Below are 18,521 nucleotides of genomic sequence, written 5' to 3'. Positions count from 1 at the left end.
CACAAAACCGACCTCGAAGAACAACGGCAACCCGACCAGGAAGGCGATGCAGACCATCGCCCAGTGCGCGTTCTTCTCGCCGAAACGGTCGATCAACGTACGCGCCACCTGCTCGGCGCCACCGGACTCGGCCATCATCTTGCCGAGCATCGTGCCCAGCGCCACCACCAGCGCGATGTGCCCCAGGGTTTTACCGACACCGGCCTCGTACGCACCGACCACCCCGGACGGCGGCATGCCGGCCAGCAGTGCCAGGCCGATGGAGACCAGGGTGATCACGATGAACGGATTGAGTCGATAACGGGCGATCAGAACGATCAGGGCAATGATGGCAATGGCGGCATACACCAGCAGCCAATAGCCGAAGGACAGGGTCATGCGGTACTCCTCGAAAGGGTCACGTCGAATGGGTTGTGAAACTCATAAAACATTTCGAAGAGCGATTTTCAAACGAGGCGAAAGTAATTTTCGTAGAGGGATAAGGGTTGTCGCGTAGAGGTATGGAGGGTCGTGGTTTTTGAAATTGGGTCAGGCGGATTTTCATCGAGCACAGCCTGATTTTCTGCATCAATCTGGCAACCAGAGATTACATAGCGGATTACCCGAGCAAGAATCGCCAGCTGGTTTTAATGGGAGGTGATCGAACATCGTCGAGCTTTACCTGGCCCGTCGTTACTGGATAATGGCAACCTGCCACTCACCTGGCCTATATCACGGTTCTTTTAACAGCCCGACATTCGCCTTCAAGCACGGACGGCTACACGACAAGGAGTTGGCAGCATTGACGCCACAACAAGATTCCCTCACAGCACCGACCCGCACGCAAAAAGTCACCTCACTGATAACCCGTGGCATGGCTGGACTCGGTGTCGTACTGGGCGCCCTCTGGGCGTTGATCACCTATGCCGTACCCGACCCCAGCGTATTCGGCTTCAGCTTCATCAGTTGGAAAAACGTGGTCTTGCTGGTCAGCACTTTCCTGTTTCTCGGGGTGGTGTCCATCGGCTGGCAAATTCGTAACTTCACACCGATGCTCAGAGGTGTGCTGCAATTTTTCATGGTCGCCGGCCTGTCTTTCGGCTTTTTCATTCTGGGTACGGAATTCGCCAAGCCCTCGTTCGAGTTCGCCAAACTGCAATCAAAGGTCGTCGAAAACGAAGCTAGCAACCTGCTGGGCAAGCGCATGGAAGTGCTGGATAACGTGCGCATCGAACTGGAAGGTTGCGAAAACATTGGTCGCTTGCCCACCTGCACCTTCGAGTTGACCAACCTGAACGTCGACCGCAGCTTTCGCTTCGACGATGGCACCATGCTGTTCGACGAATCCGGTGGACCGCTCAAACCCCAATCGATCCGGGTGGGACAGGTCGAGGATAATTACTATCTTCAGTTTCAGTTGATCCGCAACGTACCGACCCGGGTTACCCTGAATTTCCAGCAGAGCAACAGCAAGTTGAGCAAAACGCCCGCGATCAAGCTGGGCTTTCGTGACGGAAATAATGATTCACTGACGCTCAAGTTCAGTGAGATTGTCATGCACTAGGCATCAGCGACTTGCGATCGCCGCGCGAGATCATCGGTTCATACAAAAGGAGAGCGAAACATGATCACCTGTTATCTGAAATACGTACTCGACCCCTACCAGATCGAGGCGTTCGAACACTATGGAAAGTTGTGGATTCCACTCGTTGAAAAATTCGGTGGCCAGCATCACGGCTACTTCCTGCCGTCCGAAGGCGCGAACAATATCGCCATGGCGATGTTCAGCTTTCCAAGCTTTGCAGCCTACGAGCGTTATCGGCAGGACTCCATGAAAGATCCTGAGTGCATCGCGGCGTTCAAGTTCGCTGAAGAGACAAAATGCATCCTCAGTTATGAGCGCAGTTTTTTCAGGCCCGTGTTTGGCGATCAGGCGCAACAACCCGCCTGATGTCGGTCGGCAGTGTGTAGCCCTCACCAGGAGAAATCGCATGGGTTCCCCTTACAAAACCGCACGATCCTGGCTGCAGTCACTGCTGTTCCTGACTATCGTCATCCCCACCGTGACCCGTGCCGAGCCACGGCCCGAGCACATGGTCTACTTGCGTACGATTGATCCGACCATCGAGCAGGACATTCGCTACGCCGGCGCCCACAACTTCACCGGTCACCCACTCGACGGTTACGCGGCCGCCGAGTGCCTGATGACGCTCGACGCCGCCAAGGCGCTCGCGCGAGTACAAACAGCGCTGCGCTCGCAGGGTTATGGTTTGAAGGTCTTCGACTGCTATCGACCGAATCGCGCTGTCGCCGATATGGCGCGCTTCGCAAACGAACCGGGCGACCCGCGCAAGGCCGAGTTCTACCCGCGCGTGGACAAGCAGGATTTCTGGCGCCTGGGGTATGTGGCGCGGGTGTCGAATCACTCCCGCGGTTCGACCGTCGACCTGACACTGACCGGACCGAAAGCGTTGCCCGCCGCAACCTGGACGCCTTCGGCCGCGCAGGTCGATTGCACGGCCCCCTACGCTCAACGCTGGCATGACGGCGCGCTCGACATGGGCACCGGTTTCGATTGCTTCGATGAGCGGACGCATACCGCCAACCCGACAATCAGCGCGGCCGCGAAGGACAATCGTCAGCGGCTAAGCAGTGCGATGGAAAAAGAAGGGTTTTCCGGGTACTCGAAAGAATGGTGGCACTTCACTTACGCAGGCGCCGGCGCCGGCGCGCCGAACGAAGTCATGAATTTCCCGATCACGCCGCTTAGCGCCAGCGAAGCACTCGACGCCAGCCATCAGCTGATTGTGGTCACCAGCAAAAACTGGGACGACATCCAGGGCACCGCCCAACGCTATGAGCGGGATGGCAAGACCTTTCGAAAATCGGGTAATGCGTTTGCCGTGGTGGTCGGCAAAAACGGCATGGCCTGGGGCAAAGGGTTGAGCAGCGTTGAGCCAGGCGAGGGGCCGGTGAAACGTGAAGGCGACGGAAAAACGCCGGCCGGGGTGTTCACGCTCGGAACGGCATTTGGCTACGACAACACGGCCGAAACGAAACTGCCTTACCTCGCACTGACACCGGCCATCGAATGCGTCGACGACAGCCACTCCGCACGCTACAACGAGCTGGTCGACGGCTCGAAGATCGCCAAGGACTGGAACAGCGCCGAACGCATGCGCAGCGAGGAAGGTTATCGCAAGGGCATCGTCATCGAGCACAACACACCGGCGTCCCCCGCCTCGGGCTCGTGCATTTTCTTCCACATCTGGCGCAGCCCGACCTCGCCGACGGCAGGCTGCACGGCCATGGATCAGGCGGACATCTCCCATTTGTTCGACTGGCTCGATCCTCGCCAGTCTCCCTTGCTGGTGCAAATGCCCGAGGCGCAATACGAGCACCTGCGCGAACGCTGGAATCTCCCGGAACGGTGAGACATCAGCCCTGCTTCAAATCGAGGCAATAGGTGTAGTAACCCGTTTCGCGCACGTAGCCCAGGGATTCATACAAGCGTTGTGCCTGGTGATTGTCCGTGGCCGTTTCCAGCACCATGCCTTTGGCGCCGGTCAGCAACGCGAAGGATCGTGCGGTGTTCATCAGCTGCGTCGCGACCCCGCGGCCTCGGGCGGCGGGTGCAGTGAACAGATCGCCGAGCAGCCAGGTGCGGTGCGCATCGATGGAAGAAAAAGTCGGGAACAACTGGACGAAACCCAGCGTTTCGCCGGTGGGGTCCTGGGCGAAGAAGATCACCGATTCATCCCGGGCAAGGCGCTCGGCGATAAAGTCACGCGATTGCGTCAGGTTTGAGGGTTGGCCGTAGAAACCTCGATAGGCGTCGAACAGGCTGGCGACGTTGTCGAGGTGGGTGGCGTCGGCGCGATGGACCTGGACATCCATGAGAGGGGTCTCCGTGAGGCAGCAGTGGTGTGTCGGGCAATGTCGATAAACGGCGTGACGATCAGGCTGTAGACCGTCAGGTATCGGTCGTGATCCTGTTCACCGGTGCCGAACCGGAGGACTTCGGGCCTGGACGTGGTGACGTAGAGCGTACCGAACATCCAGTCCCACAGTGACAGGTTGATACTGAAGTTTTTGTTGAAGTGTTGCGGTGCGTCGCTGTGGTGGATCTGGTGCTGGGCCGGGCTGTTAAGTACGTGCTCGAGCACTGGGCCGTACGACAGCCAGACATGGCTGTGACGCAGGTTTCCCGCCAGCGCATTGAGGATGAACACCAGATACGTCACGCCAAACAGGGAATAGCGGCTGATCTCGCCACCACAGGCATACCAGAAGACGCCGGCATAGGCGCCGATGCCGATGATCGTTGAAAGCTTTTCGACAATCTTCTCGACGAAATGAACCCGACTGGCCGTTGCCGGCACCAGCACCGGCGCCGAATGATGGACTTTGTGAAAGGCCCAGAGCCATCGGGAATGAAAGGCGCGGTGCGCCCAATAGGCCATGAAGTCTTTCACCAGGAAAACGCCGAGGCCGTAGAGCAAGCACAGTGACAGGTTCTGCTCCACTTGCACCCGCGCGCCCCACAGGTTGGTGAAAAAGGTGATGTAGTCACCGGAGCGCAGAACGATCGGGTCTACCAGGCCGACAATCGGCAACACCAACGCCACTTTCAGAATCGCCCGCACAAAGTAGTAGCGGTAATCGAGCAACGCCGAACGATGGAAATACACACGACGCCCGCCGATGAACTGTCCGAACGACTGGGCTTCGGTGAGACCTCGATGCTTTCTGAACCGAAACAGGCCGTAGGCGATGCTGTATGACGAGAACAGAAACAGTAAACCCATGCGCCCGTTCAGATCGAAAAGACCCAGGAACTGGTGAATGACGGGCTCGATCACCCACTCGGTCAGGCCGTTATAGAGCAGCGCAAGGGCATCCAAAATGGACTCGCCTCCATCAATACAAGGAATTGCCAATCATACCCTAACCGAGAACGATTCTTGAGTGTGGTTCCAGTTCGGGTCTCTGCACGTCCCTCCCCTGTGCAGTGAACTGAGGTTGCAGGCGTACATTGCATCTGGTCGGCGACGCGCACCTACTGGTGTCGGAGGGGGTGATACCGGAACGAAGGGGCTGATGTTGGCGACTTGAGGCGGTTGATTGACGGTAGGGGGCGCTTCCTGGCGATGGCGATCATGAGACGGTTATCGCCAGCAAGCCGGCGCCTACAGGATCGGGTTCTCAACGCCGCGGCCGAGGACACCGCAAAACCTTGTAGGAGCCGGCTTGCTGGCGATGGCGTTCGAAAAATCGCCATCGCCAACCAATCTGGCTCCTGCAAAAAACAACGCTAGAACGTGATGGCCGCCGCGGGCGTCACGTCGATCCGTGCCACCGAACCGGTCAGACGCGCCAGGTCCTTGTTGTGCTCGGCGATGATGTCTTCGGCGGCAAGGTTTCCGTTGTCGACAGTGGAGTGAGCGTCAGCCGCCAGCACCACGTCGTACTCCAGTTTCAGTGCCTGACGCACGGTGGCGTTCACGCAATAGTCGGTTTGCAGACCGCAGATGACCAGGCGTTCGAAATCCTCCTTCGGCAGCAGCTTTTGCAGAGTGGTCTGGTAGAACGAATCCGATGTGGTTTTGCGAACCCGCAAGTCCTTCGGCGAGACATCCAGCCCTTCGGCCAGTTGCCAGCCGTCGGCGTTATACGCCAGCAGACTGCCCTCTTCCTCATGCTGGATCAGCACCACCGGAATCCCGGCCGTTCGGGCGCGGGCGCTGAGACCGTTGATGCGTTCGATGACGCGCGCAATCTCGAAGCACTCGTACTCACCAGCGCAGAGCGCCTGCTGGACGTCGATGATTAACAATGCGGTGGTCATGATTCCTTCCTTGATCTGTCGATGAGTCAGGGGACAGAAACTAACTCCGTCCCCTTGCGGAAACAACCCTCAATAACCCAGCGACAACCCGGTGTTACGACGCGGATCGTTCGCCCCGTAGAAACGGTTTTTGCCCACCGGTTTACCGTCCAGCGACGGCGCCCCGACCAGGATGGCCGCGATATGATTGGCATCTTGCGGCCCGGCGAACTTGTGCCCCCAGCTTTCGAGCAGCTTCACTGTGTCCGGGCTGGTGGTGAAGGTTTCCAGGTTGGTCTCTTCCGGCAGCCACTGCTGGTGGAAACGCGGCGCATCCACCGCTTCCTGGATGTTCATGCCGTAATCGATCACGTTGAGGATGGTCAGCAAGGTCGCGGTGATGATGCGACTGCCACCCGGCGTGCCGACAACCATCACCACTTTGCCATCCTTGGTGACGATGGTCGGGCTCATGGACGACAACGGCGCCTTGCCGGGCGCGATGGCGTTGGCCTCCCCTTGCACCAGGCCGTACATGTTCGGCACGCCGATTTTCGAGGTGAAGTCGTCCATTTCGTCATTGAGAATGACCCCGGTCTTGCTGGCCATGACGCCGGCGCCGAACCAGTCGTTCAAGGTGTAGGTCACCGAGACCGCGTTGCCCCACTTGTCGACGATCGAGTAATGGGTGGTGTTGCTGCCTTCGTGGGGCGCGACCCCGGGTTTGAGCTCGCTGGACACAGCGGCCTTCTGTGGGTTGATGGCGGCGCGGATTTTGGTCGCGTAGTTTTTATCCAGCAGATGCGCGATCGGGTTCTTCACGAAGTCCGGGTCGCCGAGGTAGCTGTTGCGGTCCACATACGCGTGGCGCATGGCTTCGATCTGGTAGTGCATGCCCTGCGCCGAGTGGTAGCCCAGGTCCTTCATCGGGTAGCCGTCGAGGATGTTCATGATCTCGCAGATGACCACGCCGCCAGAGCTTGGCGGTGGTGCCGAGACCACGTGGTAACCGCGATAGTCGCACTCGATCGGCGCCAGTTCGCGGGTCTTGTATTTGTCGAGGTCGGCCTGGGTGATGATGCCCTTGTTGGCCTGGCTGGAGGTGACGATGGCATCGGCCACCCAACCCTTGTAGAACCCGTCCGCACCTTTTTCGGAAATTTCCCGCAGGGTCTTGCCCAGGTCTTTTTGAACGAGTTTCTGCCCGACCTGCATCGGCTCGCCGTTGCTCAGGAAGATCGAGCCGGAATCCTTGATGTCCTTCTTGAACACATCGGTGGCGTACTCCAGCAAATCGACATCGCCCTGCTCCAGCGTGAACCCGTCTTCAGCGAGCTTGATGGCCGGTGCGATCACTTCCTTGCGCGGTTTGGTGCCGTACTTGCTCAGTGCCAGTTCCATGCCGGAGACCGTGCCCGGCACGCCGACCGCGAGGTGGCCGCGGGTGCTGAGGTCCGGGACGACATTGCCCGCCTTGTCGAGGTACATGTCGGCAGTCGCGGCCAGGGGCGCTTTTTCGCGGAAGTCGAGGAAGGTCTTGCGCCCGTCCGCCAGTTGAATGGTCATGAAACCGCCGCCACCCAGGTTGCCCGCCGCGGGATACACCACCGCCAGCGCATACCCGACCGCGACGGCGGCATCGACGGCGTTGCCACCGCTCTTGAGCACATCCACACCCACGTGGCTGGCCAGATGCTGGGCGGTGACCACCATGCCGTTTTCGGCGGCGACGGGCGCAACGGAGGCCGCGTGGGCCATCAGGCAGCTGAGCGCCAAGGAGGTCGCTATGAGCGATTTGGCAAAAGGTTCGAACTTCATGAGTCGGTCTCTTTTTGTTTTTAGGGTCGGTAAAAAAAACAGAGAAAACGTTTCAAGAGCAGTACGCAGTATGGCTGGGATTACGTATTGCGCCTCCCCGACGAGGCAGTATGCTTGCCCCCTGCTCACCTGTTTTCGGAGTTCGCCGGCATGACGTTTACCTTCACCACCATGGCCTCCCCGGTCGGCGAATTGAAGCTGGTCGCGAACGGCTCGAGACTGGCGGCCATCCTCTGGGAAAACGACAAACCGGGTCGGGTGCGGCTCGGTCCAGTGAGCGAAGCCCCGGACAACCCGATCCTTGTTCGCGCCCGACAACAGTTGACTGAATACTTTGCCGGCACACGAAACCGCTTCGACCTGGAACTGGATTTCGTCGGGACGGACTTTCAGAAGAAGGTGTGGCAAGCGCTGTTGACCATTCCGTTCGGCGAAACCCGCAGCTATAGCCAGATTGCCCAGCAGATCGGCAACCCGAGCGCGGTTCGCGCGGTGGGTGCGGCGAATGGCAAGAACCCGATCTCGATTGTTGCGCCGTGTCATCGGGTGATTGGCGCGTCGGGGAAACTGACGGGTTTTGCAGGCGGGCTTGAGGCGAAGGAATTGTTGCTGACGCTGGAGGGCGGGCAATGGGGTGCAACGGGAAGACTGGAAGGCTTTTGATTTCGCAGGAGCTGCCGCAGGCTGCGATCTTTTGATCTTCCGGTGTTCGCAAAAACGCCAAGAATCAAGATCAAAAGATCGCAGTCTGCGGCAGCTCCTACTGGATTGTGTGCGGTTGTTAAGCCGTGAAGATGTTTTTCATCGCCGCATACTGCAGCAGCATGATGGTCTTCGCATCGCAGATTTCGCCGCGATAAAACGACTCGAGCGCCGCATCGAACGACCACTCCAGCACTTCCAGCTCTTCGGTTTCTTCCTCCAGCCCGCCACCCTCGCTGACTTTCGATGAAGCGTCATATTCGGCGATGAAAAAGTGCAGTTTTTCCGTCACCGAGCCGGGGCTCATGTAGGCCTCGAAAACCTTCTGCACATGGTGCACGCGATAACCGGTTTCCTCTTCCGCTTCATCGCGTATGCGCTCTTGCGGCGCGGCGCCTTCAAGCAACCCCGCCGCCACTTCGATCAGCAAACCGTCGTGACCATTGACGAATACCGGCAAGCGGAACTGCCGCGTCAGCACGACGGTTCTCTTTTCGCGGTTGAACAGCAGAATCGCCGCGCCATTGCCACGGTCGTAGACCTCGCGGGTCTGGCGCTGCCATTCGCCATTGTTGCGCTGATAATCAAAGGTGATTTTCTTCAGCAGGTACCAGTCGTGGGACAGTACCTGGGACTCGATGATGTTGACCCGCTCGGCTGTGTTCGGCATGACAAGGCGTCCTTATATCGTCAGAAGGCGCCCATCTTAGACGAAAATCCCCTCATGACAGTTGAGCCTTGTATTCCTTCTCATATTGCCCGGCGAGCGATTCTTTCTGCTTGTCGTCGAGCAACTTGCCGGCCATCTGGAAGAACTTCTGCTCTTCCTCCTTCAAGTGGTGATGGACCTTCTCGGAAAGTTTCTTCGCGGCCACCAGCCAGGCCGGGCTGGACATCTCGGTCTCGTCGAGTTCCTCCATCATTTCGTCCATCTCGTGGTGTTCGGAAATCGCATGGCGGCTGAGGTCGACACCGCTATCGAATGCCATCAACGGGATATAGAAATGCCGTTCTTCAGCGGTTTCGTGAGCCTGGAGTTCGGACTTGAGCTGTTTGTACGCTTCGACGCGTTCCGGGGTGTCGCCGCTGGTCTTGACCAATGCATCCGCGTAGGTGCGTTGGCGGTCATGGCTTTCGCGCAAGGCTTCAAAAATGTTCAAGGCAGGTGGCCCTCATCGGCTGAGTTCTGGAATGACGTTGTAATGGCTAGACATCTTCGCGCTGGCAACGGTTCCTCTGTTCATCAGGGGATAGAACAATCGTCGCGACCCGGATACGCTCGTGCTTCACCGCCTTAAGGATTTAGCCGATGACACTCAGCATCGAACTGTCACAAAACCCGACACCGGAAGATCGCGAAGCGATCCTTGCTCCATTGCGGGCCTACAACGTCGCGCAAGCGGGTGACGGCAAAGCGCAACCGCTGGCCCTGCTGGTGCGCGATGACCAGGGTGAAATCCAGGGCGGACTGTATGGCCGGTTTTTTTATCAGTGGCTGTTTATCGAATTGCTGTCGGTGCCGGAACAGGGTCGGGGACAAGGCCTCGGCGCAAGGCTGATGCAGATGGCTGAAGACCTGGCGCGGGAGAAGGAATGCGTGGGGATCTGGCTGGACACCTTCGATTTTCAGGCGCCGGAGTTTTACAAGAAGCTCGGGTATAGCGAGTTGGGGCAGATCGTTGACTACCCGCCGGGGCATAAGCGGTTCTTTTTCCAGAAGCGCCTGCTCAACTGATCGAGCCCCATTTACCCGATCGACACCGAACAAATGTGGGAGCGGGCTTGCTCGCGAAAGCGGTGGGTCATTAAACATTGATATTGACTGAACCACCGCTTTCGCGAGCAAGCCCGCTCCCACAGGGATACTGCGTCAATCCATCAGATCACAGGCAAGTCGCCAACGCCGCCAACCGGCGCTTGGCAACAAAGTCGTCATGCTGCGCGTAGTAACTCAACGTCGTACCCGACGCATCTGCGGTGATGTCCACAAAGGATTCCGCCGAGCGCGTGTAAACAGTCGATCCACCCTTCTTGCCCGGCTGCAGGTACGCGCCCGCATCGACGCCGAACACCGCCTCGTCCTGCCAGGAGAACTGCACGCACTGGGCAACGACTTTTTCCGGCTTGTCCGACGTCAGGGTTTTGTACGGAGTTCCGGTACGGGCATCGTTCATTACAGAACCCGCACATCCCGCCAGCAACGTTGCGGCCAGCGCCACCATCAGAATTCGCATTGCATGTGCTCATCAAGAAAAAGCGGACTGTATCACCGTGGGCGAGCGTATCGTTCTGCTTTACTGAATTTATACCGCGACACCGCGCAACGATTCGCGCACCCTGTCGCGCCATACGCTGCATCGCCCCTCTTTCCGGGCCCATTTTTTCTGGAACGTCCATGACACCCAACGCCGAATTTTACAAACCGACCGCTGAATATGCCGACAAGCTGATCAGCCAGATCGGTCAGACGCCTTCCTGGATCGCCAAGCGAATCGGCGTCACCGACAAGCGGATTCGTTACATCCTCGACGGCGAACGCACCGTCAAGGGCGAAACCACGCCGATCCAGATGACCTACTGCGAGCAGTTTGCCCTCGAATGCCTGGCGGCGGCGGCCAAGGCCAAGAAACAGTCTTCGTAACCCATTCTCAAGGAGCGACCATGGCGGCAACCGAACAGCAACACGAGCAAGCGCTGAAGAAGTTTCTCGATGAGCGCCCCGAATTGCAGCACGAGCTCGACAACCTCAACCCGCTGCTCGCCCAGGTCAAGGGTGAAACAGCGGCGCAATTTCGCGACGAACGCTTGCATGAAGCGTTCGAAGCCGAGGCCGAGCGCCTGGGTTTGTTCGCCTGGGAACTGACTCTGCAACTGACCGCCCCCACGCCTGAAGACTACGAGGCGCAACGCCTGAACGTGCACAGGGAAGTGGCCGAAATGGCAGGGATGGACTGGCGGGAATATTGTGAGTTATACGGATTGAATCCGTAACCGTTGCCGATCAAGGATCCTCTCGCCGATGCTGCCTTCATCCTCCACTATCCACGCCAGTCCGGGACACCTGCACATCCAGAAATGGCGCGGACGCATCGGCCTGTCGCTGGTGGCCGCGCTCTCGGTACTCGCCGGCATGACCGACGCCATCGGCTTCATGGCCAGCGGCGACTTCGTCTCCTTCATGAGCGGCAACACCACCCGCCTCGCCGTGGCGATCAGCGATGGCGACATGGGCCTGACATTGCGTCTGGTGCTCCTCGTGTCGACGTTCATCATCGGTAACGCCTTGGGCATTGTGGTCAGTCGTGTTGGCGGGCGTCGGGCGCTGCCGTTGCTGTTGTGCATCGCCATGCTGTTGTGTGGGGCCGCGGCCTGGCCCTACGACGAACAACTGCCGGCGCTGCTGGCAACGATCATTGCCATGGGCATGCTCAATGCCGCTGTCGAAGAGGTGAACGGTCTGCCGGTGGGGCTGACCTACGTCACCGGCGCCCTGTCGCGTTTCGGCCGCGGCCTGGGACGCTGGATGCTCGGCGAGCGGCGTAACGGCTGGCGGGTGCAACTGATCCCCTGGACCGGCATGTTTGCCGGCGCAGTGCTGGGTGCCGTGCTGGAGCATCATCTTGGGCTCAAGGCGCTGTTTGTCAGCGGATTGCTGGCGGGTGCACTGGGAGGGCTGTCGCTGAAGATTCCGCGACGCTGGCAGTTGGGGTATATGCCGCGTTGAGAGGCGTAGCAAATCCGGCATTTAAGTCGGCAGACAGACCGCCACCGCTGGCAAGCCAGCGCCTACAGGGGTTTGCGGCGGGTCGCGGTCTTGCATAAGACACAGATCCTGTAGGAGCCGGCTTGCTGGCGATGGCGACAACTCGGTCCACGCCTTATCATGGCCGCAGTTTCGCTGATCGAGTCTGTCATGAAGTTCGCCATCGCGCTGTTTTCCGCCGCCCATGCGCCCTCCTCGCGCCGTGCCTTGCTGTTCGCCCAGGCTGCGCTGGCCGGCGGGCATGAAATTGTCCGGCTGTTTTTCTATCAGGACGGCGTGTACAACGCCTCCGCCGCCGTGGTCACGCCGCAGGATGAACAGGATTTGCCCAAGCAATGGCGCGCCTTTGTCACCGAGCACCAGTTGGACGGCGTGGTCTGCATCGCCGCCGCCCTGCGCCGTGGCGTGTTGAACGCAGAAGAAGCCCAACGTTATCAGCGTGAAGCGGTCGCCGTCGGCGCGCCCTGGGAACTGTCCGGGCTCGGCCAGTTGCATGACGCGGTGCAGGAAGCTGACCGCTTGATCTGCTTCGGAGGTGCGTGACATGCCCAAGTCCCTGCTGATTATCAGCCGTCAGGCACCGTGGTCCGGGCCGAATGCGCGGGAAGCGCTGGACATCGTGCTGGCCGGCGGCGCGTTCGACCTGCCGATCGGCCTGCTGTTTCTCGATGACGGGGTATTCCAGCTCACCGCGAAACAGGACGCCAAAGCCCTGCAACAGAAAGACCTGAGCGCCAACCTGCAGGCATTGCCGATGTTCGGCGTCGAAGACCTCTTCGTCTGTGGCGACAGCGCCGCTGAACGCGGTCTGGAGACGACCGGTCTGGCGCTCGAAGACGTCCAGGTACTGAGCGCCCACGACATCACCGCCCTCATTGACCGTTACGACCAGGTGATCACCCTCTGATGTCGACTTTACATGTGTTGTCTCATTCCCCGTTCGGCGACGATCGCCTGACCAGTTGCCTGCGCGTGATCGGCGCAGACGATGCGCTGCTGCTGACCGGCGACGCGGTGTACGCGTTGCAGCCGGGCACCGTGCCCTGCACCGCGCTGAATGCTCGCCACCCGACGCTGTTCGTGCTGGCCGAAGACGCCCGGGCACGCGCGTTGGAGATTCCTGACACCGCCAAGGCCATCGACTACGCAGCCTTCGTCGAACTGTCGATTCACTATGACAAGGTCAACAGTTGGCTATGAATTCACTGACCGTCGGCGCCCGCGCCATCGAGCTGGACAAGGATGGATTCCTGGTTGAACTGAGCGACTGGTCCACCGAAGTGGCCTGCGCCCTGGCCGCCGCAGAAGACATCGAGTTGAGCCCTGACCATTGGGAAATCCTCGAACTGCTGCGCAGCTTCTACGCCGAATTCCAGCTGTCCCCGGCGACGCGCCCGCTGATCAAGTACACCGCGTTGAAGCTCGGCCCGCTGAAAGGCAACAGCTTGCACCTGAACCGACTGTTCAAAGGCACCCCTGCCAAACTCGCCGCGAAACTGGCGGGCCTGCCCAAACCGACGAACTGCTTATGACCGACTACCCAGCGCTGACTCTCGAAACGCCTGCCGAACACCCGTTCGCCCAATTCGTGCGGATCCTCGGCAAAGGCAAGCGTGGCGCCCGGGACCTGACCCGGCAAGAAGCCCGCGAAGCCATGGGCATGGTGCTCGACGACAAGGTCGAGGACACCCAGCTCGGCGCCTTTCTGATGCTGTTGCGGCACAAGGAAGAAAGCGCCGAGGAGATGGCCGGGTTCACCGAAGCCTTGCGTGAACGTTTGCAGGCACCGGCATTGAATGTCGATCTGGACTGGCCGACCTACGCCGGCAAGAAGCGTCATTTGCCGTGGTATCTGCTGGCGGCCAAGTGCCTGGCGCAGAACGGGGTGCGGATTTTCATGCACGGCGGTGGCGCGCACACCGCCGGGCGACTGTACAGCGAGCAACTGCTGGACGAGTTGAACATCCCGCTGTGCCGCAACTGGCAACAGGTCGGTTCGGCCCTCGATAACGGCGGCCTGGCGTTCATGCCGCTGGTGGATTGGGCGCCGCAACTTCAACGCATGATCGACCTGCGCAACACCCTCGGCCTGCGCTCGCCGATCCACTCCCTGGCGCGAACTCTCAATCCGTTGAACGCTCGCTGTGGCCTGCAAAGCATTTTTCACCCCGGCTATCAGGCGGTGCACCGCGATGCCAGCGGTTTGCTCGGTGACACCGCGATCGTGGTCAAGGGCGATGGCGGCGAGATCGAGATCAACCCGGACGCCGACAGTCACTTGTACGGCACCACCGGTGGCGAGAGCTGGGATGAGGAATGGCCGCAGCTGTCGAGCCAGCGTCACGTAAAACCCGCCTCGCTCGACCCCGAGCATTTAAAAGCCGTATGGCGTGGCGACGTGGTCGACAGTTACCCGCAAATGGCGCTGATCGCGACCATGGCCCTCGCCTTGCGCGGCCTCGGCAAGACTCGCGAGCAAGCCTTCGAAACCGCCCGGCAGTATTGGGATGCTCGGGATAGATCGATTTAACCGATCATAACCCTTTAAGCTTTGCGCTTTTTTATCGAACCTATCGGAATAGACTCCTCTCCAACGCTTATTGGTTAAGGAGTCTTGAACATGGGTTTGTTAGTTGAAGGTCGCTGGCATGACCAGTGGTACGAAAGCAGCAAGGACGGCGCGTTCCAGCGTGAACAGGCGCAGCGTCGCAACTGGTTGACCGCCGACGGCAAACCCGGCCCGACCGGTGTCGGTGGCTTTGCGGCCGAAGCGGGACGCTACCATTTGTATGTGTCCCTCGCCTGTCCGTGGGCGCATCGCACGTTGATCCTGCGCAAACTCAAAGGCCTCGAAAACCTGATCGACGTGTCGGTAGTCAGCTGGTTGATGCTGGAAAACGGCTGGACCTTCGACAAGCACCTGGGCTCGACCGGCGACAAGCTCGATCACTTCGACTTCATGCACCAACGCTATACCGCCGATACCGCCGACTACACCGGCCGCGTTACCGTGCCGGTGCTCTGGGACAAGCAGCAGAATCGCATCGTCAACAATGAGTCGGCGGAGATCATCCGCATGTTCAATGGTGCGTTCGATGAATTGACCGGCAATGACCTGGACTTTTATCCGGCGCCTCTGCGGGGCGAGATCGATGCGCTGAACGAACAGATTTATCCGGCGGTGAACAACGGCGTGTATCGCGCCGGGTTTGCCACGTCGCAAAAGGCTTATGAAGAGGCGTTCGATGAGGTGTTTGCCGAGCTGGATCGGCTGGAAGCGCTGTTGGACGCCAATCGTTATCTGGTGGGTGAATACCTGACGGAAGCGGACATTCGGTTGTTTACCACGCTGATCCGCTTTGATGCGGTGTACCACGGGCACTTCAAGTGCAACCTGCGGCGGATTGCCGATTATCCGAACCTGTCAAACTGGTTGCGCGAGATTTATCAGTGGCCGGGTATTGCCGAGACGGTGGATTTCACCCACATCAAGAACCACTATTACGGCAGTCACAAGACCATCAACCCGACGGGTATCGTGCCGAAAGGGCCGGAGCAGGATTTCACGGCACCCCATGATCGGACGCGGTTGAGCGGGAAAGGGGTTTGGCGCAAGGCCCAGGTTTGATCCGAAATTCGCAGAGGGCTGAGGGCCCTATCGCGAGCAAGCCCGCTCCCACATTTGACCGTATTCTTCTGTTAGAACTCGATCGAATGTGGGAGCGGGCTTGCTCGCGATGGGGGCAACTCGGTCTTCAGACCTGCGCCTGAGCCCCTTCAAACCACGCCAGTTTCTCGCGCAGTTGCACCACTTCCCCGACAATCACCAGCGTCGGCGCATGCACTTCATGCTCCGCCACCAGCCGTGGAAGATCGGCGAGGGTGCCGGTAAACACTCGCTGATTGACCGTGGTGCCCTGCTGGATCAACGCCGCCGGGGTATCCGCCCCGCGACCATGCTTGATCAACTGCTCGCAGATGATCGGCAAGCCCACCAGCCCCATGTAAAACACCAGGGTTTGCGCCGGTGCGACCAGATCGGCCCATGGCAAATCGGTGGAGCCGTCCTTCAAGTGACCGGTGACAAATCGCACCGACTGCGCGTAATCGCGATGGGTCAGCGGAATCCCGGCGTACGCCGCGCAACCGCTGGCCGCCGTGATCCCCGGCACAACCTGGAACGGGATGCCATGGGCCGCCAGTTCTTCGATCTCTTCACCGCCGCGTCCGAAAATAAACGGATCACCGCCCTTCAACCGCACGACACGCTTGCCCTGTTTGGCCAGATCCACCAATTGCTGATTGATCTGATCCTGCGGCACGGCGTGATCGGCGCGACGCTTGCCGACGTAGACCCGCTCGGCATCGCGACGGCATAACTCCAGAATCGCCGGCGCCACCAGACGGTCATACAGCACCACATCGGCTTGCTGCATCAGGCGCAAGGCGCGGAAGGTCAGCAGATCCGGATCACCCGGCCCCGCCCCCACCAAATAGACTTCGCCCACGGCAACAGGCGCTTCGCCATCGATTTTTGCCTGTAACAGACGCTCGGCTTCGGCGCCCTGCCCGGCCAGTTGCCGGTCGGCAATCGGGCCCTGGAACACCTCTTCCCAGAACGCCCGGCGCTGCTGCACATCCGGGAACAGACCTTTGACCTGGTTGCGAAAACGCGCCGCCAGCCCGGCCAGTTGACCGTAGGTCGAAGGAATCCAGGTTTCGATTTTCGCGCGGATCAGACGCGCCAGCACCGGCGCATCGCCGCCGCTGGACACGGCGATGATCAGCGGCGAACGGTCGACGATGGCCGGGAAAATCACGCTGCACAGCGCAGGCGCATCCACCACATTGACCGGCACGCAACGCCGATGGGCATCGGCGGACACTTGCGCGTTCAGCGGTTCGTCATCGGTGGCGGCAATGATCAGCCCGCAACCCTGCAGATCCGCTTCGACGTAACCACGCAACAGGCACTCGCCACCGCTGCCGGTAACCAGCTCACGCAGTTGCGGTTCGATTTCAGGTGCGACCACCCGCAGCAGCGCACCGGCTTCGGCCAGCAGGCGGGATTTGCGCAAGGCAATCTCCCCCCCACCGACGACCAAGACACGACTGCCGCGAAGGTTATGGAACAGCGGCAGATAGTCCATTTAGCCGATGACCTCGAGGCCACCCATGTACGGTTTCAGCACTTCAGGCACTCGGATCGAGCCGTCGGCCTGCTGGTAGTTTTCCAGCACCGCCACCAGCGTACGACCGACCGCCAGACCGGAACCGTTCAGGGTGTGAACCAGTTCAGGCTTGCCGGTTTCCGGGTTACGGAAACGGGCCTGCATACGACGGGCCTGGAAGTCGCCGCAGTTGGAGCACGACGAAATCTCGCGGTATTTGTCCTGGCTCGGGATCCACACTTCCAGGTCGTAGGTCTTGACCGCGCTGAAGCCCATGTCGCCGGTGCACAGGGCAATCGTGCGATAAGGCAGCCCCAGGAGTTGCAGGACTTTTTCGGCGTTGGCAGTCAGGCCTTCCAGCGCTTCCATCGAGGTCGATGGCTCAACGATCTGGACCATTTCAACCTTGTCGAACTGGTGCTGACGGATCATGCCGCGGGTATCGCGACCCGATGCGCCGGCTTCGCTACGGAAGCACGGGGTGTGAGCGACGAACTTGATCGGCAGCAGTTTCGAATCGACGATTTCGCCGGCGACGATGTTGGTCAGCGACACTTCGGCGGTCGGGATCAGGTACAGATCGGCCTCGCCTTCACGAGCGATCTTGAACAGGTCTTCTTCGAATTTCGGTAGTTGACCAGTGCCTTGCAGCGCCGGCGCCTGGACCAGATAAGGCGTGTAAGCCTCTTCGTAACCGTGTTCGCTGGTGTGCAGGTTGATCATGAATTGCGCCAGGGCGCGGTGCAGACGAGCGATCGGGCCGCGCAGCAGGGCGAAACGGGCGCCGGACAGTTTGGCGGCGGTTTCGAAGTCCAACCAGCCGAACTTCTCGCCCAGGGCGACATGGTCCTGGACCGGGAAATCGAACGCGGTCGGGGTACCCCAGCGGCGCACTTCGACGTTGCCGTCTTCGTCATCGCCGATCGGCACAGACTCGTGCGGCAGGTTCGGGATACCGAGCAGGATCGAATCGAGATCGCTCTGGATCGCATCCAGCTCGACTTTGCCGGCGCTCAACTCGTTGGCCATGCGCTCGACGTCCGCCATCAACGGCGCGATGTCTTCGCCGCGCTGCTTGGCCTGACCGATGGATTTGGAGCGCGCATTACGTTCAGCCTGCAGTGCTTCGGTGCGGGTCTGGACGGTCTTGCGCTGTTCTTCCAGCGCTTCGATGCGCGCAACATCCAGCGTGTAGCCACGGGATGCCAAGCGGTCCGCTACGTCCTGAAGGTTGCTACGTAACAGTTTGGAATCGAGCATG

At 59.8% G+C, this 18,521-nt stretch carries 23 protein-coding genes and 1 pseudogene; 14 read left to right on the top strand and 10 right to left on the bottom strand.

Annotation, left to right across the window (positions count from 1 at the left end):
- A pseudogene (locus tag FBY04_RS17670) lies at positions 1-378 on the bottom strand (GntP family permease); the annotation flags it as partial.
- 403 nt (positions 379-781) lie between these two features.
- On the opposite strand from FBY04_RS17670, the gene FBY04_RS17665 reads away from it, so the two are divergent.
- The 3 genes from FBY04_RS17665 to FBY04_RS17655 are packed head-to-tail and all read left to right on the top strand — an operon-like array spanning position 782 to position 3,413.
- Positions 782-1,543, top strand: a complete 762-nt coding sequence (locus FBY04_RS17665; RefSeq protein WP_084321257.1) for a hypothetical protein — start codon at positions 782-784, stop codon at positions 1,541-1,543.
- Between the two features lie 60 nt (positions 1,544-1,603).
- Positions 1,604-1,930, top strand: coding sequence for an NIPSNAP family protein (locus tag FBY04_RS17660; protein ID WP_145315927.1), 327 nt, complete (start codon positions 1,604-1,606; stop codon positions 1,928-1,930).
- A 40-nt stretch (positions 1,931-1,970) separates the two neighbouring features.
- The gene (locus FBY04_RS17655; RefSeq protein WP_145315925.1) at positions 1,971-3,413 is read left to right on the top strand and encodes a M15 family metallopeptidase; all 1,443 of its coding nucleotides are present in this window, start codon (positions 1,971-1,973) and stop codon (positions 3,411-3,413) included.
- Positions 3,414-3,417: 4 nt separating this feature from the next.
- On the opposite strand, the gene FBY04_RS17650 is transcribed toward FBY04_RS17655, so the two are convergent.
- From FBY04_RS17650 to ggt, 4 genes are all read right to left on the bottom strand, one after another.
- Positions 3,418-3,876 (bottom strand): N-acetyltransferase, encoded by a 459-nt coding sequence (locus FBY04_RS17650; protein ID WP_145315923.1) that lies wholly within the window; start codon positions 3,874-3,876, stop codon positions 3,418-3,420.
- The gene (locus tag FBY04_RS17645; protein WP_084321261.1) at positions 3,777-4,883 is read right to left on the bottom strand and encodes a sterol desaturase family protein; all 1,107 of its coding nucleotides are present in this window, start codon (positions 4,881-4,883) and stop codon (positions 3,777-3,779) included. The genes FBY04_RS17650 and FBY04_RS17645 overlap by 100 nt, the downstream gene beginning before the upstream one ends.
- A gap of 410 nt (positions 4,884-5,293) precedes the next feature.
- Positions 5,294-5,827, bottom strand: a complete 534-nt coding sequence (locus tag FBY04_RS17640) for a cysteine hydrolase family protein (RefSeq protein WP_145315921.1) — start codon at positions 5,825-5,827, stop codon at positions 5,294-5,296.
- Between the two features lie 69 nt (positions 5,828-5,896).
- The gene (gene ggt, locus FBY04_RS17635; protein ID WP_145315919.1) at positions 5,897-7,624 is read right to left on the bottom strand and encodes a gamma-glutamyltransferase; all 1,728 of its coding nucleotides are present in this window, start codon (positions 7,622-7,624) and stop codon (positions 5,897-5,899) included.
- 150 nt (positions 7,625-7,774) lie between these two features.
- Between ggt and FBY04_RS17630 the strand changes: the two genes are divergently transcribed.
- Positions 7,775-8,287 (top strand): methylated-DNA--[protein]-cysteine S-methyltransferase, encoded by a 513-nt coding sequence (locus FBY04_RS17630; RefSeq protein ID WP_084321264.1) that lies wholly within the window; start codon positions 7,775-7,777, stop codon positions 8,285-8,287.
- Between the two features lie 118 nt (positions 8,288-8,405).
- Here FBY04_RS17630 and FBY04_RS17625 read toward each other — a convergent pair whose 3' ends face one another.
- Both FBY04_RS17625 and FBY04_RS17620 read right to left on the bottom strand, forming a co-directional pair.
- Complete coding sequence (locus FBY04_RS17625; RefSeq protein ID WP_084321265.1) at positions 8,406-8,996, bottom strand: NUDIX domain-containing protein; 591 nt, start codon at positions 8,994-8,996, stop codon at positions 8,406-8,408.
- Between the two features lie 52 nt (positions 8,997-9,048).
- On the bottom strand, positions 9,049-9,486 hold the full coding sequence (locus FBY04_RS17620) for a hemerythrin domain-containing protein (RefSeq protein WP_084321266.1): 438 nt from the start codon (positions 9,484-9,486) through the stop codon (positions 9,049-9,051).
- A 149-nt stretch (positions 9,487-9,635) separates the two neighbouring features.
- Between FBY04_RS17620 and FBY04_RS17615 the strand changes: the two genes are divergently transcribed.
- Positions 9,636-10,061 (top strand): GNAT family N-acetyltransferase, encoded by a 426-nt coding sequence (locus FBY04_RS17615; RefSeq protein WP_084321267.1) that lies wholly within the window; start codon positions 9,636-9,638, stop codon positions 10,059-10,061.
- 148 nt (positions 10,062-10,209) lie between these two features.
- Here FBY04_RS17615 and FBY04_RS17610 read toward each other — a convergent pair whose 3' ends face one another.
- Positions 10,210-10,560 carry a hypothetical protein gene (locus FBY04_RS17610; RefSeq protein WP_145315917.1) on the bottom strand — a complete coding sequence of 117 codons (351 nt, stop codon included), beginning with the start codon at positions 10,558-10,560 and terminating at the stop codon, positions 10,210-10,212.
- A gap of 161 nt (positions 10,561-10,721) precedes the next feature.
- On the opposite strand from FBY04_RS17610, the gene FBY04_RS17605 reads away from it, so the two are divergent.
- The 9 genes from FBY04_RS17605 (at position 10,722) to FBY04_RS17565 (ending at position 15,717) form a co-directional block, all read left to right on the top strand.
- Positions 10,722-10,967: a hypothetical protein gene (locus FBY04_RS17605; RefSeq protein WP_084321269.1), complete on the top strand. Its 246-nt coding sequence runs from the start codon at positions 10,722-10,724 to the stop codon at positions 10,965-10,967.
- Between the two features lie 20 nt (positions 10,968-10,987).
- Complete coding sequence (locus FBY04_RS17600) at positions 10,988-11,317, top strand: DUF6388 family protein (RefSeq protein ID WP_084321270.1); 330 nt, start codon at positions 10,988-10,990, stop codon at positions 11,315-11,317.
- Between the two features lie 28 nt (positions 11,318-11,345).
- A complete protein-coding gene (locus tag FBY04_RS17595) occupies positions 11,346-12,050 on the top strand; it encodes a YoaK family protein (RefSeq protein WP_145315915.1) in 705 nt (234 codons plus the stop codon).
- A gap of 189 nt (positions 12,051-12,239) precedes the next feature.
- Positions 12,240-12,632 (top strand): sulfurtransferase complex subunit TusD, encoded by a 393-nt coding sequence (gene tusD / locus FBY04_RS17590; protein ID WP_084321272.1) that lies wholly within the window; start codon positions 12,240-12,242, stop codon positions 12,630-12,632.
- 1 nt (position 12,633) lies between these two features.
- Positions 12,634-12,996 carry a sulfurtransferase complex subunit TusC gene (gene tusC, locus FBY04_RS17585; protein ID WP_145315913.1) on the top strand — a complete coding sequence of 121 codons (363 nt, stop codon included), beginning with the start codon at positions 12,634-12,636 and terminating at the stop codon, positions 12,994-12,996.
- Positions 12,996-13,289 carry a sulfurtransferase complex subunit TusB gene (tusB, locus tag FBY04_RS17580; RefSeq protein ID WP_084321274.1) on the top strand — a complete coding sequence of 98 codons (294 nt, stop codon included), beginning with the start codon at positions 12,996-12,998 and terminating at the stop codon, positions 13,287-13,289. The genes tusC and tusB overlap by 1 nt, the downstream gene beginning before the upstream one ends.
- Positions 13,286-13,621: a TusE/DsrC/DsvC family sulfur relay protein gene (locus tag FBY04_RS17575; RefSeq protein WP_084321275.1), complete on the top strand. Its 336-nt coding sequence runs from the start codon at positions 13,286-13,288 to the stop codon at positions 13,619-13,621. Before tusB ends, FBY04_RS17575 begins: the two co-directional genes overlap by 4 nt.
- Entirely contained in the window at positions 13,618-14,619 is a 1,002-nt protein-coding gene (locus tag FBY04_RS17570) for a glycosyl transferase family protein (protein ID WP_145315911.1), read from the top strand. The genes FBY04_RS17575 and FBY04_RS17570 overlap by 4 nt, the downstream gene beginning before the upstream one ends.
- Positions 14,620-14,709: 90 nt before the next feature.
- Entirely contained in the window at positions 14,710-15,717 is a 1,008-nt protein-coding gene (locus FBY04_RS17565; RefSeq protein WP_084321277.1) for a glutathione S-transferase family protein, read from the top strand.
- 127 nt (positions 15,718-15,844) lie between these two features.
- Here FBY04_RS17565 and cysG read toward each other — a convergent pair whose 3' ends face one another.
- Positions 15,845-17,239, bottom strand: coding sequence for a siroheme synthase CysG (gene cysG, locus FBY04_RS17560; protein WP_084321278.1), 1,395 nt, complete (start codon positions 17,237-17,239; stop codon positions 15,845-15,847).
- Entirely contained in the window at positions 17,240-18,520 is a 1,281-nt protein-coding gene (serS, locus tag FBY04_RS17555; RefSeq protein WP_145315909.1) for a serine--tRNA ligase, read from the bottom strand. It abuts the gene before it with no gap.
- Position 18,521: the final 1 nt, after the last annotated feature.

Origin of the sequence: Pseudomonas sp. SJZ080, assembly GCF_007828295.1 — a bacterium.
In the GTDB taxonomy this organism is placed as follows: domain Bacteria; phylum Pseudomonadota; class Gammaproteobacteria; order Pseudomonadales; family Pseudomonadaceae; genus Aquipseudomonas; species Aquipseudomonas migulae_A.
This window is presented reverse-complemented; position numbering and strand designations above follow the sequence as displayed.